The sequence below is a fragment of the Pseudomonas sp. B16(2017) genome (assembly GCF_002113205.1).
Classification (GTDB): Bacteria; Pseudomonadota; Gammaproteobacteria; order Pseudomonadales; family Pseudomonadaceae; genus Aquipseudomonas; species Aquipseudomonas pharyngis.
On sequence record NZ_NEKA01000006.1, the window covers coordinates 90,983 to 102,994 of the forward strand.

At 62.8% G+C, this 12,012-nt stretch carries 15 protein-coding genes; 7 read left to right on the plus strand and 8 right to left on the minus strand.

What is annotated here, in order from left to right; genetic code table 11:
• Positions 1–100: 100 nt before the first annotated feature.
• Complete coding sequence (locus tag CAG25_RS11995) at positions 101–1,033, plus strand: D-2-hydroxyacid dehydrogenase (protein ID WP_085611600.1); 933 nt, start codon at positions 101–103, stop codon at positions 1,031–1,033.
• A 126-nt stretch (positions 1,034–1,159) separates the two neighbouring features.
• Here CAG25_RS11995 and CAG25_RS12000 read toward each other — a convergent pair whose 3' ends face one another.
• Entirely contained in the window at positions 1,160–1,753 is a 594-nt protein-coding gene (locus tag CAG25_RS12000) for a nitroreductase family protein (protein ID WP_011332926.1), read from the minus strand.
• 279 nt (positions 1,754–2,032) lie between these two features.
• Between CAG25_RS12000 and CAG25_RS12005 the strand changes: the two genes are divergently transcribed.
• Together CAG25_RS12005 and CAG25_RS12010 are read left to right on the plus strand one after the other, a co-directional pair.
• Positions 2,033–2,482 carry a YcgN family cysteine cluster protein gene (locus CAG25_RS12005; RefSeq protein WP_085611599.1) on the plus strand — a complete coding sequence of 150 codons (450 nt, stop codon included), beginning with the start codon at positions 2,033–2,035 and terminating at the stop codon, positions 2,480–2,482.
• 20 nt (positions 2,483–2,502) lie between these two features.
• Positions 2,503–3,732 (plus strand): hypothetical protein, encoded by a 1,230-nt coding sequence (locus CAG25_RS12010; protein WP_085611598.1) that lies wholly within the window; start codon positions 2,503–2,505, stop codon positions 3,730–3,732.
• Between the two features lie 3 nt (positions 3,733–3,735).
• Here the strand turns inward: CAG25_RS12010 and CAG25_RS12015 are convergent, their stop codons facing one another.
• The 4 genes from CAG25_RS12015 to CAG25_RS12030 all read right to left on the minus strand — a co-directional run bounded on the left by CAG25_RS12015 (position 3,736) and on the right by CAG25_RS12030 (position 5,980).
• Positions 3,736–4,113: a DUF2892 domain-containing protein gene (locus CAG25_RS12015; protein WP_085611597.1), complete on the minus strand. Its 378-nt coding sequence runs from the start codon at positions 4,111–4,113 to the stop codon at positions 3,736–3,738.
• An 81-nt stretch (positions 4,114–4,194) separates the two neighbouring features.
• Positions 4,195–4,665: an RNA methyltransferase gene (locus tag CAG25_RS12020; RefSeq protein WP_007958066.1), complete on the minus strand. Its 471-nt coding sequence runs from the start codon at positions 4,663–4,665 to the stop codon at positions 4,195–4,197.
• A gap of 208 nt (positions 4,666–4,873) precedes the next feature.
• Entirely contained in the window at positions 4,874–5,245 is a 372-nt protein-coding gene (locus CAG25_RS12025) for a YajD family HNH nuclease (protein WP_007944009.1), read from the minus strand.
• A 48-nt stretch (positions 5,246–5,293) separates the two neighbouring features.
• Complete coding sequence (locus CAG25_RS12030) at positions 5,294–5,980, minus strand: hypothetical protein (protein ID WP_011332930.1); 687 nt, start codon at positions 5,978–5,980, stop codon at positions 5,294–5,296.
• A gap of 79 nt (positions 5,981–6,059) precedes the next feature.
• Here CAG25_RS12030 and CAG25_RS12035 point away from each other — a divergent pair, with 79 nt between their 5' ends.
• A complete protein-coding gene (locus tag CAG25_RS12035) occupies positions 6,060–6,344 on the plus strand; it encodes a hypothetical protein (RefSeq protein WP_039772629.1) in 285 nt (94 codons plus the stop codon).
• Here CAG25_RS12035 and CAG25_RS12040 read toward each other — a convergent pair.
• Together CAG25_RS12040 and CAG25_RS12045 are read right to left on the minus strand one after the other, a co-directional pair.
• Positions 6,341–6,814, minus strand: coding sequence for a cyclic nucleotide-binding domain-containing protein (locus CAG25_RS12040; protein WP_007956482.1), 474 nt, complete (start codon positions 6,812–6,814; stop codon positions 6,341–6,343). The genes CAG25_RS12035 and CAG25_RS12040 overlap by 4 nt on opposite strands.
• Before the next feature lie 108 nt (positions 6,815–6,922).
• Positions 6,923–8,977: a S9 family peptidase gene (locus CAG25_RS12045; RefSeq protein WP_085611596.1), complete on the minus strand. Its 2,055-nt coding sequence runs from the start codon at positions 8,975–8,977 to the stop codon at positions 6,923–6,925.
• A 99-nt stretch (positions 8,978–9,076) separates the two neighbouring features.
• Between CAG25_RS12045 and CAG25_RS12050 the strand changes: the two genes are divergently transcribed.
• From CAG25_RS12050 to CAG25_RS12060, 3 genes are read left to right on the plus strand one after another with little or no spacing between them, the layout of a single operon-like run.
• Positions 9,077–9,577: a hypothetical protein gene (locus tag CAG25_RS12050; RefSeq protein WP_039772625.1), complete on the plus strand. Its 501-nt coding sequence runs from the start codon at positions 9,077–9,079 to the stop codon at positions 9,575–9,577.
• 16 nt (positions 9,578–9,593) lie between these two features.
• The gene (locus tag CAG25_RS12055; protein ID WP_025110635.1) at positions 9,594–10,370 is read left to right on the plus strand and encodes a class II glutamine amidotransferase; all 777 of its coding nucleotides are present in this window, start codon (positions 9,594–9,596) and stop codon (positions 10,368–10,370) included.
• Between the two features lie 13 nt (positions 10,371–10,383).
• Complete coding sequence (locus CAG25_RS12060) at positions 10,384–10,926, plus strand: DUF2937 family protein (RefSeq protein WP_011332934.1); 543 nt, start codon at positions 10,384–10,386, stop codon at positions 10,924–10,926.
• An 81-nt stretch (positions 10,927–11,007) separates the two neighbouring features.
• Here the strand turns inward: CAG25_RS12060 and CAG25_RS12065 are convergent, their stop codons facing one another.
• The gene (locus CAG25_RS12065; protein ID WP_085611595.1) at positions 11,008–11,922 is read right to left on the minus strand and encodes a LysR family transcriptional regulator; all 915 of its coding nucleotides are present in this window, start codon (positions 11,920–11,922) and stop codon (positions 11,008–11,010) included.
• Positions 11,923–12,012 lie beyond the last annotated feature (90 nt).

Consider the following 12,012-nt stretch of genomic DNA (forward strand, 5'->3'; position numbering starts at 1 on the left):
AGGCCCTGTCCTGGGCCTCTGGTAACCCCTGGAACGGTTTTTACGGCGACGGCTGCCACGAAGTGGACGGCCGCCTGCACGGTTTGCGAAAGGTTTGAAGATGCGCGTTCTGATTGCTGAACACGACCACGCGATATACGCCCGACTGCTGCGTCAGGCGGCCCCCGAGCTTGAAGTGCTGACCAGCGGCGACTCCGCCGAACTGGCCCGCCAGGCTGCCGATTGCCCGGTGTGGCTGGGCCAGCCGGATCTGTTGGCGACCCTGTTGCGTCAGGGCTACGAGCCACAATGGCTGCAATCGACCTGGGCGGGCATCACGCCGCTGCTGGCCGACGGCCTGCGCCGGGATTACCGCCTGACCCGGGCGGTCGGCATTTTCGGTCAGGTCATGGCCGAGTACGTGCTGACCTACATGCTCGGCCACGAGCGCGAAGTGCTGGCGCGGCTGGTCAGCCAGGTCGAGCGCAAGTGGGACAACCGCACCGGCCAGAGTCTGGTCGGACGCAAGGTGCTGATCGTCGGCACCGGTGACATCGGCCAGAGCGTGGCGCAGTTCCTGCTGCCGTTCGGCGTCGAGTTGTATGGCATCGCCAGCGGCGCCCGCGAACAGGCGCCGTTTGTCGAAGTCGGTTCGATGGCGGACTTGCCGCGTCTGGTCGGCGAGGTGGATTACGTGGTCAATCTGCTGCCCAACACCGAGCACACCCACGATATCTACGACGCTGCGCTGTTCAAGCAATTCAAGCCGACCGGGTTGTTCATCAACGCCGGGCGCGGTGTGGCGGTGGTCGATGCAGATCTGGTCGAAGCGTTGAAGGAAGGCCATCTGGCCGGCGCGGTGATCGACGTTTGCCGTCAGGAACCGCTACCGCAACGGCACCCATTCTGGACCGCGTGGGGCTTGCTGCTGACCGGGCACAGCTCGGCGCCGACCTCGCCGCCGATGATGGTGCAGTTGTTTCTGGACAACTTGCGGGCGTATCAGGCGGGAGAGGCGTTGCGCGGGGAAGTGGATTTCGCACGCGGTTACTGATTCACCGCAGTGAAAAATGTGGGAGCGGGCTTGCTCGCGAAAGCGGATTATCAGTCAGCCAAGTCGTCGACTGGTAAGCCCTCTTCGCGAGCAAGCCCGCTCCCACAGTTCGTTTTGCAGTGTGGCTTAGAGGGTGAAGTCGCCTTCAGCCGCCAGTTCGCTCAGCGGACGACGCGGGCTCGGCGTTTCCCGTGCTTGCAGGTAATCCGCCAGGGTTGCCTTGTCACCCAGCTTGCCCACCGCAACAGCGGCGTGCAGCGCATAACCCTCCGGAATGTTCAGCTCCTTGCGGGTCAGCTCCTGATCGAAGCCGGCCATGCCGTGGGTGTGCCAGCCGCTCAGGCTCGCTTGCAGCGCCAGATGGCCCCAGGCCGAACCGGTGTCGAAGGTGTGCCACAGCGCTGGCGTTTCCTCGGTCGCACCCGGTGCGGTGAAGGTGGTTTTCGAAATCACGATCACCAGCGCCGAAGCGTGCTGTGCCCAGCTGCGGTTGAATTCATTGAGCAGGCCCAGGTAACGCTCCCAGTTGGGCGTGTCGCGACGGGCGTAGAGAAAACGCCACGGCTGCGAGTTGTATGCCGATGGCGCCCAGCGTGCAGCTTCGAAGAAGCTCAGCAGGGTTTCTTCCGGGATCGCTTCGCCGGTGAAGGCGCGGGGCGACCAGCGATCGGTGAACTGCGGGTGAATGGCGTATTCGGCAACGCGAGGGTTGGCACTCATCGAAAGATTCCTTGCTACGTTTGAGGACAGGTTGGAAGCGAAACCCGGCGGGATCAGTTGGGCTGAACGATGGGGTTGTGGCGCAAGCCTGCAGTTCACCGGATGCGACGCGGTCGAGCGTTAATGGCATCCGGCAAAGGCCTGGTGTGACCGGCAAAGCTACTTGGCCGTGCAAAAACTGACAAGCCCCGCACAACCGGTAGTCGCCAGCGCTTGGATCACGGGGCCTTGGGCACTAGACTGGCGGCCTTTTCACCACCTGATGTTGATGCTTGAGCCATGGCCGCCAAAGTCGAACCGTTCTGGATACGCAAAACCCTCGATCAACTCGATCACGAGGAATGGGAATCGCTGTGCGACGGTTGCGGTCTGTGCTGCCTGCAAAAGCTCGAGGATGAAGAAGACAACAGCGTCTATTACACGCGCATCGCCTGCAAACTGCTGGACCTGAAAACCTGCCAGTGCAGCGATTACCCGAACCGCATGCAGTTTGTGCCGGACTGCATTCAGCTCACTCCGGGCCAGGCCGAAGCGTTCAAATGGCTGCCGCCGACCTGCGGTTATCGGCTGGTCAGCGAAGGCAAGGACCTGCCGCTGTGGCATCACCTGGTCTGCGGTGATCGCGACGCGGTGCACCACGAACGGATTTCCCAGTCCGGGCGCATGCTCGCCGAAGGCAGCGTGCCGGAAGACGACTGGGAAGATCACCTGATTTTCCGCGCAGGTTAACGATTGACCAAGGAGCAGGTATGGCGACGGGATTGCGCCGGGCGCTGATCGTCACGCTGCTGGCGCTGAGTGCGCCGGTGTGGGCGGCGAAGAAAGTCGATCTGGATTATCAGGTACGCCTGCTGCCGCAGAGCGATCAGGCCGAAGTGCGCCTGACCCTCGCCAAGGGCGAAGCGGTGCGCAGCCTGGATTTCGACCTCGGCGATGGCAGCCACTACAGCGACTTCAAGGCCGACGGCCAGTGGCAACTGACGCCGGGCAAACCGGCGCGCGGGGTCTGGCGCCCGACGGCGGACAAGGCCAGCCTGACCTACCGCGTACGCATCAGCCACGGCCGCAAGAACGGCAGCTTCGACACGCGCATGACCCCGACCTGGGCGCTGATGCGTGGCGATGAACTGGTGCCGCCAGCCAGGCTCGATCAGCAGGACGGCATCGAGCTGGTCGCGCGCCTGCACTTCGAATTGCCCGACGGCTGGAAGAGCGTCGAAACCGCCTGGCCGCGCATCGGCAAGAACAAATTCCGTATCGACAATCCGTCACGCCTGTTCGACCGCCCGACCGGCTGGATGCTCGCCGGCCACCTCGGCAGCCGCCGCACGCGGTTGGGGGAAACCGAAGTCACCGTGGCCTCGCCGCAAGGGCAGGGCATGCGCCGGATGGACGTGCTGACGCTGCTGACGTTCGTTTGGCCACAGGTGCAGGCGGTGTTTCCCCGCCATCCGAGCAAACTGCTGATTGTCGGCGCCAACGACCCGATGTGGCGCGGCAGTCTGGCGGCGCGGGAGTCGATCTACCTCAACACACGGTTGCCGCTGGTCAGCGAAAGCGGCAGCAGCGCACTGGTGCGCGAGCTGGCGCAGGTGTTCGGACGGATCAACGACGAGCAGCGCAGCGACTGGATCAGCGAAGGGTTCGCCGAGTATTACGCCATTGAACTGGTGCGCCGTGCCGGCGGCATGAGTGACGAGCGTTATCAGAGCTTGCAGGCGAAACTGACCAAGGACAGTCAGAAAGTCACGACCCTGCGCGGCGAGCAGATCAGCCCGGCGCAGCTGTCGAAAGCGGTGTTGCTATTGCAGGAGCTGGACGGCGAGATTCGCCTGAAGACCCGCAACAAGCGCTCGCTGGACGACGTGCTGCGCGGGGCGATGCATCTGGGGACGGTGGACACCAAAGAGTTTGTGCAACTCGCCGAAAGCGTTCTCGGCGAGTCGTCCAAGGTCCTTGATAGCGGGTTGCTTCGGTAGCGGTCAAACCCCGGCTTTCGGCGATTTCACCGAGTCATTGCCGGTCACGGTGACGGTGTTGGTCGCCGCCTCGGCATTGGCCTTGAGCTTGCTCAGCTCTTCACCGGCCCGCTCGATCTTCGCCCGCACGTTGTTCATGTCCTGACGGCTTTTCTCCAGCAGGCTTTTCACCGAGCTGTGGCCGGTGATGCCGCGGGCCATGGCCACGCCGCCAATCGCCACCTGAATCAGCCCGAATACGCCGCCACGGCGCAGGCCCTTGCCGACCATGATCACGCCGCCGGCCAGCGAACCGATGCGCTCCCAGCCTTCGACGTTCTGCTCAGGACGGCTCTGAAACGGGGTGGATTCGATACGTTCGACACGTTTGAGCTCGGTCATGATCTTTCTCCAGGCAATGAGTAATGGATAAACAAGCTGACTGCGCAGGCGGTCAGCTCGTTCCATCGGATGTGCGGCGTTTCAGCGGAATTTCGGTCCGGAGCGGGTGTTCAGGCCTTTGGCCATGCGGTCGTAGAGCACGACGTTGACCGTGGCGGCGAGATTCATGCAGCCGGTGGTCGGGATGTACACGACGTCTTCGCACCAGTCGCGGATCTCCTGATCCAGCGAGCCGTCTTCGGGGCCGAAGATGTACAGGGCGCGATCCGGGTGGGTGTATTCCGGCAGCGGGCGGGCGCCGTCGACCAGTTCCACGGCAACCGGGACGCAGTTGAGCGGCAGGATCTTTTTCAGGTCGTCGATGCCGATCAGCGGGATGTCGTAGTGCACGCGCTTGGTATCGGTGACGAAATCGGCGGCGCGCTCATAGCGCTTGCCGGTGTAGAACACGGTCGACACGCCGTAGCAGCCTGCGGCGCGCATCACCGAACCGACGTTTTCCGGTGATTTGGGGTTATACAAACCAATGCAGCTGTACCGTTTGTCTGCCACGAGCGGGGTGCCTTCGGGAAAAAGAGGGCGATTATACGGGGATTGGGGGAGGGCGGGCAGATTCAAGACTTTTAGTGCCTGTCCCGGCCCATTCGCGGGCAAGCCCGCTCCCACAGGTTTCTCTGGTGTACTCAGAATTTGTGATCGGCTGAGATCACTGTGGGAGCGGGCTTGCCCGCGAAGAGGCCGGTGTGGCCAATGAAGATCTTCAGTCTTCTTTCTTCATCAACCCCGCCAGCGCCGCAAACGGATTGTGCGTGGCCTTGGCGATTTTCGGCGTGCTCAGCGAGCCTTCGCCGAAGTACTGCTGGTCGGTGTAGCGCGAGTGTTCGTTGTCGTGGCAGTACAGGCACAGCAGCTCCCAGTTGGAACCGTCCTGCGGGTTGTTGTCGTGGTTGTGGTCGCGGTGATGCACGGTCAGCTCGCTCAGGCGCTTGCCGGAAAACTCACGAGCGCAGCGGCCGCACACGTGCGGGTACATCTTCAGGGCCTTGTCGCGGTAGCCCATTTCCTTGTCGCGCTGGTTGTCGGCGAGGATGCGATCCAGCTTCGAGGTGTTGGTCGGGGTGGACGAACTCATGGGTTCACCTTTGCAGAAGACTAATGACGGTTATGACGCAAGTTTAGCTCAGCCCTTGAGCTTCTCGGCAATCCAGATTGTGTGGCGCGTGCCCTTGTTGCCGTGGGCGAAGACCTGGACTTCCTCGGCCTTGAAACCGGCCTTCTTCAATTTGTCGGAAAACTGCCGGTCGGCACTGGCCGACCACACCGCCAGCACGCCTTTGGGCCGCATCGCTTTGGCGCAGGCGGCCAGGCCTGCGGCGGAATACAGCCAGCTATTGGCCTTCTGGGTCAGGCCTTCGGGGCCATTGTCGACATCGAGCATGATCGCGTCGAAGCCGTTCGGCTCACTTTGCAGCACCTTGGCTACGTCTTCCTGACGGATCACCGTGCGCGGGTCGAGCAGCGGGCGCCCGGACTTTTCACCGAGCGGGCCGCGATTCCACTCGACCACGCCGGGTACCAGCTCGGCGACCACCACTTCGGCGCTCTTGCCCAGATGCTTGAGCGCGGAGGCGAGGGTGAAACCCATGCCCAGGCCACCGATCAGCACGCGCGAGTTCGGCCGGCCGGCGACCTTGCGACACGGGATCTCGGCCAGCGCGTCTTCGGAACCGTGCATGCGGGTGTTCATCAATTGGCCGCCGTCGCCGCCCTGGATCTTGATGACGAAGTCCTCGCCATACTCGAACAGGCACAGGGCGCCACCGTTGTCAGGGATCGGCGTGGTGTCGAGCAGAACGAAACGTTTCATGGAAATCTCTACAGGGGGGAAGGCAAGCCGGCGCGTTGGGAGTAGCCTGAAGGCAGACTTCAGGCCAACGGAGCCCTTGATGAAGCGCACCATTCTAACGGTCATTACCCTGGCCGCGCTCTCGATAACTGCCGTACAGGCGCAACAGACGATTCCCGTCAGCCCGACACCGCAACCGGGCTCGCCCGGCACGGCGACGCCAACCCCGTATCCGCAGATCAGCCCGGTGCCGATTCCCAAGGCCGGCCCCGGCAGTGGCGGCCCGCCACTGGTGCCGATCGAAATGCCCAGCCCGCCGACCAAGGATCAGCCATTGCCGGGCCTGGAACAGAACGACAGCAAACCCAAATCCCCGGGGGGCTAGATCTGTTGGGCGGCGAGCTGGCCGTCGGCCATGCGCAGGCGTTTGGACAGGGAGACGGCGAGGGCGCGGATGATCTTGGCGGCGATCTTCGGCGCGTCGTTGAGCATTTTTTCCAGCGAGTCCTTGCCGAGGTTGAGCAACTGACAGTTGCTCGCCGCCACGCAAGTCGCTGAACGGCGTTCGCCGTCGAGCACGGCCATTTCACCGAACGCCCGGCCGCTGCGCAGGGTGGCCATGGTCACGACCTGGCCGTCGCCGCCGGTTTTCTGCACGGCCACCTGGCCGGTGTGGATGATGCACATGAAACTGCCGGCATCGCCTTCGCGAAAGATCGCTTCGCCTTCAGCCACGGTGCTGATGCTGAAGTAACCCGAAGCGGCGGCGAAATCCGCCAGTTGCAATTGATCGAACAGGCCGCAGTCCATCAGCCAGTCGCGGATTTCGTTGTTCAGTAGGGTTGGTTCTGACATGTCATGCGGTCTTTTTGTTGTGTCGGGTGGCAGGCTCGCCACCGGGGGCCGATCTGCTTATCGGCTCCCGGTGCCCGGAATTAAGACCTGACTGACCGGCGGAGTTCCTCAGGCAATGCCCAGAACCTTGAAAACAAATGCATATTCGAGCGCTACGTCACGTAATCCCTGATAACGCCCGCTCATGCCGCCGTGGCCGGCGCCCAGTTCGGTCTTGAGCAGCAATGGATTGTCATCGGTCTTGGTCGCACGCAACTTCGCCACCCACTTGGCCGCTTCCCAATACTGCACGCGGCTGTCGTTATAGCCGGCGATCACCAGTGTTGCGGGATACGCCTGTGCAGTGACGTTTTCGTACGGCGCATAGGCCTTGATCCGCTCGTAGACCTCCGGCTCTTCGGGATTGCCCCACTCGTCGTATTCAGTGACGGTCAGCGGCAGATCCGGATCGAGCATGGTGTTGAGCACGTCGACGAACGGCACTTCGGCAATCGCCACACCGAACAGGTCCGGACGCTGGTTGAGCACCGCGCCGATCAGCAGGCCACCGGCGCTGCCGCCGCTGATCGCCAGTTGTGGCGCGGTGGTGATGCCGTTGAGGATCAGGAATTCGGCGCAGGCAATGAAGTCGCTGAACGTGTTGTGCTTGTGCTCCTGCTTGCCGGCGCGGTACCAGGCTTCGCCCAGTTCACCGCCACCGCGCACGTGGGCGATGGCGAACGCCATGCCGCGATCCAGCAGGCTCAGGCGAGCGTGGGAGAACCACGGGTCGAGGCTCGAACCGTAGGCGCCGTAACCGTACAGGTACAGCGGGACTGGTTTGCCAACCATTTCCCGTTTCATCACCAGGCTGATCGGCACCTGGGTGCCATCCGGCGCGGTCGCCCACAGGCGCTGGCTGACGTAGGCGTCGGCGTCGAACGGGCCGAGCACCGGGGTTTCCTTGAGCACAGTCTGTTCGCCGGTGGCGAGGATCAGTTGCCGAACCTGGGCTGGACGGTTCAGCGCTTCATAGCGCAGGCGAATGCGGTCGCTTTCGAATTCCAGGCTGTTTTGCACATAGAGGCTGTAGGCCGCGTCCGGCAATTGCACGCGATAAGGCGCCAGACCGTGTGGGCGAACTTCGATGATCGGCAGACCACCTTCGCGCAGGCTCAGCGTCAGGGCTTCGGCGTTGAGGGTCACGCCATCGAGCATCACCGAATCGCTGTGCGGGATCAGGTTCTGCCAGTCGGCTTCGCTCGGTGCAATGCCGGTGTCCGGCGCCTGATACAGGGCGAAGTTGATGCCGTCGCGGTTGGTGCGGATGAACCAGGTCCATTCGCCATCGAGCTTGCCGTGATCGACGTCGTATTCGTGATCCTCGACCCGTGGCGCCAGGCAAGTGAATGGCTGGTGCGGCTGATGGGCGTCCAGCGCCCAGACTTCGCTGGTGGTCTTGCTGCTCAGCGACAGCAGCAATTGCTGCTCGGAGCTGGCGCGGTAGCAATGCAGGAAGAAACGCCCGTCTGGCTCGTGGAACACCTCTTCGGCGGCCGTGCCGTCGAGGCGATAGCGGAACAGCTTGTGCGGGCGATGGGTGTCGTCGAGCACGCCGAAGAACAGGGTCAGGCTGTCATTGGCCCAGGTCATGCTGCCGTCGCAGTCCTGGAATTCCAGTTCGCTGACACGCTCGCTGGACAATTCCTTCACGAACAGCGTGTAAATCTCATCGCCCGAGGCGTCGACGCTGTAGGCCAGACGCTGGTGATCCGGGCTGATGCTGAAGGCGCCGAGGGAGAAAAAGCCGCCGTTGGCCAGAGCGTTCGGATCGAGCAGCAGTTGTTCGCGGCTTTCGTCGAGGGTCAGGCTGTCGTCGGCCGGACGCGGGCAGCGGTAGTGACGGGCATATTCGTCACCCGCTGTGGTGCGGGTGTAATACAGGTACGGGCCCCATGGCGAGGGAAGGGAAAGGTCGGTTTCGAGGATCCGGCCCTTGATCTCTTCGAACAGGGTTTCGCGCAGTTCGGCCTGATCGGCGGTCTGTGCCTGCTGGTAGTCGTTTTCAGCCTTGAGGTAGTCGAGCACCGCGTCGGTGTCGCGTTCCTGCAGCCAGGCGTACGGGTCGTGACCGGCGGCCTTGTGGGCAATCGGGGCGCTGCTGACGTTGGCGGATACGGGCATGGAAAGCTCTCGGACATGACAAATAAGGGCCGCACGGACGGCGGGGAAGCCTGACGTGCGAAAAGTCGTTACTATAAGCGCCTCTTTGCCTGCCTTGCCATGGACACCATGACCGAGAACGACTATCTGATCGCCTGGGGCCTTTACGCCTTTGCCGCCGTGGGCTGCCTGCTGGTGTGGATGCGCATGACCCGCTGGATGTGGCGCTGGCTGCGCGAGCCGCTGCGTGTGTTGATGGCGGTGTTGCTGTTCAGCCCGACCATCATTGACCCGGTGAAGGAAAAATTCGCCCCGGCCATCGCCATCACGGCGCTGGATCTGGCGTTCAAGGTCGGCAATAACGCCTGGCGCGCGATCTCCGAACTGCTCATGTACGCCATGATCGCATTCGGCCTGTACCTGATTTTCGTGCTGATCCGCCTGCCGATCGAACGCGCCTCCAAGGCCCGCCGGGAGCAGGCTGAAGCCGCCCGCGCAGCGGCCCGTGCCGATGACGAGCGCGACGCCGATCAACCGTTCGGCGGTGCCGGCGATGACCGCTACGGTCGCCCGCCGGTGCCGAGCAATCCGCAGCGCATGCGGGTCGAGCCGCGTCTGTAATCACGAGAGTCCGCACATGTGTGAATTACTGGGCATGAGTGCCAACGTGCCGACCGACATCGTGTTCAGCTTCACCGGGCTGATGCAGCGCGGTGGTCGCACCGGGCCACATCGCGACGGCTGGGGCATTGCCTTCTACGAAGGGCGCGGGTTGCGCCTGTTCCAGGACCCGGCGGCCAGCAGCGAATCGGAAGTGGCCAATCTGGTGCAGCGCTATCCGATCAAGAGCGAAGTGGTCATCGGCCATATCCGTCAGGCCAACGTCGGCAAGGTCTGCCTGTCCAACACCCACCCGTTCGTCCGCGAACTGTGGGGGCGCAACTGGTGCTTCGCGCACAACGGTCAACTCGCCGATTTCACCCCGATCAAGAGTTTCTACCGTCCGGTCGGCGATACCGACAGCGAAGCGGCGTTCTGCGATTTGCTCAATCGGGTACGTGCAGCGTTTCCGGAACCGGTCGATATAGAAGTGCTGCTGCCGGATCTGGTCGCGGCCTGCGCCGAATATCGCAGCAAAGGCGTGTTCAACTGCTTGCTCAGCGACGGCGACTGGCTGTTCTGCTATTGCTCGACCAAACTGGCGCAGATCACCCGACGCGCACCGTTTGGTCCGGCACGGCTCAAGGACGTCGATGTGATTGTCGACTTCCAGGCCGAAACCACGCCCAACGACGTGGTCACGGTGATTGCCACCGAACCCTTGACCGAAAACGAAACCTGGACCCGCTACGAACCGGGCCAATGGAGCCTGTGGCGACGCGGCGAATGCGTCAGCCAAGGCACGACCGAATAAGGATTGCACCCCCATGTTGCTCAGTTATCTACGGCTGGTGTTGTTTGCGGCGGGCCTGTTGATCGGTGTCCAGGTGCCGGGCTTCATCAACGATTACGCCAAGCGGGTCGAAGCGCACCTGATCGAGGCGCAGACCGGTCTGCGCGGCTTCCAGGGCACCGCCGAGCAGTTTTTCAAGGGTGATATCCAGGCGCTGGTCGCCCACTATCGAGCCAGCGAAGATCCGGTGTTTCGCAGCGATGCCGACAGCCTGAGCACCTTGCTCAACCGTCAGCTGGCGCTGGACAAGCAATTCCAGGCGATGCAGGGCCCGTGGTACATCCGCTTCCTGCAAGTGGTGCTGGCCGCCGACCCGGACATCCGCAAGGAAACCTGGAATGGCTACAGCTACCAGATCCTGCTGACGCCGGAAGCGATGATCTGGGGCATGAGCGGCGCGATGTTGCTGTCGTTCGGCCTTGAATGCCTGTTCCGTCTGATCGACTGGGTGGTGCTGGGCGGCAAGCGCCTGCGCCAGAGCCGGCCGATCGAAGACCGGGATGTGCGCGGGCTCTGAGCCTCAACGGATACTCCGCGCTGGGCTTGCGAGGGACGCGGAGCGTCCCGGGCTGCATTCCCACGCAGAGCGTGGGAACGATCAAGGGGCGAGCACGACGTAGTTCTCGCCCACCTTGCGCGCATATTCCTCCAGCACCTGCTGACACAGCGTCACAATCTCCTCGACCCATTCCACGCCGACCCGCCACGACACCACCACCTGCAGGTTCGGCGGACGCTGTTCGATGTCAAGCAGGGTCAATTCCCCTCGCGCCAGTTCCTCGGCCACCAGTACCGGCGGCAACGCGCCAATACCGAAGCCGTCGCGCAACAGACGGGTGATCGCCGATACCGAATTCACACAGTTCAACCGTGGCGCCAGCACGCCCTGGGCCTGCATCAGCGCCAGAATGTCCTGATGCGGCCGGGAGTTTTTCGAGTAGGTGATGATCCGTTCCTGCGCCAGGTCGGCGAGGCTTTGGTAGTCGCGGTTGTAGATCGAATGGCTGGCGACGATCCAGCCGATCGGGTGGCTGGCCAGCTCCAGGCTGCGCACGCTTTCCTGGCGCACCAGGTCGGTTTGCAGGATCAAATCGAGAAAGCCTTTTTGCAGCTGATCGCAGAGGTTCAGCGAGGTATCCGCCACCAGCTCGATTTCCACCCGAGGGTACAGATCGGTCATCTGCGCCACCAGCGGGCTGAGCCAGGTGTGGATCACCGTGTCCATCACGCCGATACGTACCCGGCCGACCTTGCTCGATCGGGTCTCGATCGACTGCTTCAGCGCCTGCATCGTGTCGAGCATCTGCTCGGCATAATCCAGCACTTTCAAACCTTCGGGCGTCAGACTAACGCCGCGTGAATCACGCAGGAACAGCTTCACCCCGAGCTCGCCTTCGAGCACCGCGATCCGGCTGGAAATCGAAGCCTGGGTGGTGAACAGCTTGTCGGCGGTCAGGCGAAAACTTTTCAGCCGGGCGACCCAGACGAAGGTTTCGAGAAACTTCAGGTTCATGGCAACAAATTTTTCTTATGTCTTGGGCGGGTTTTTATTCGTTGGACGCGACCGGGTGACGCACCCAAGAATCGACGCATCCGGTTCCCA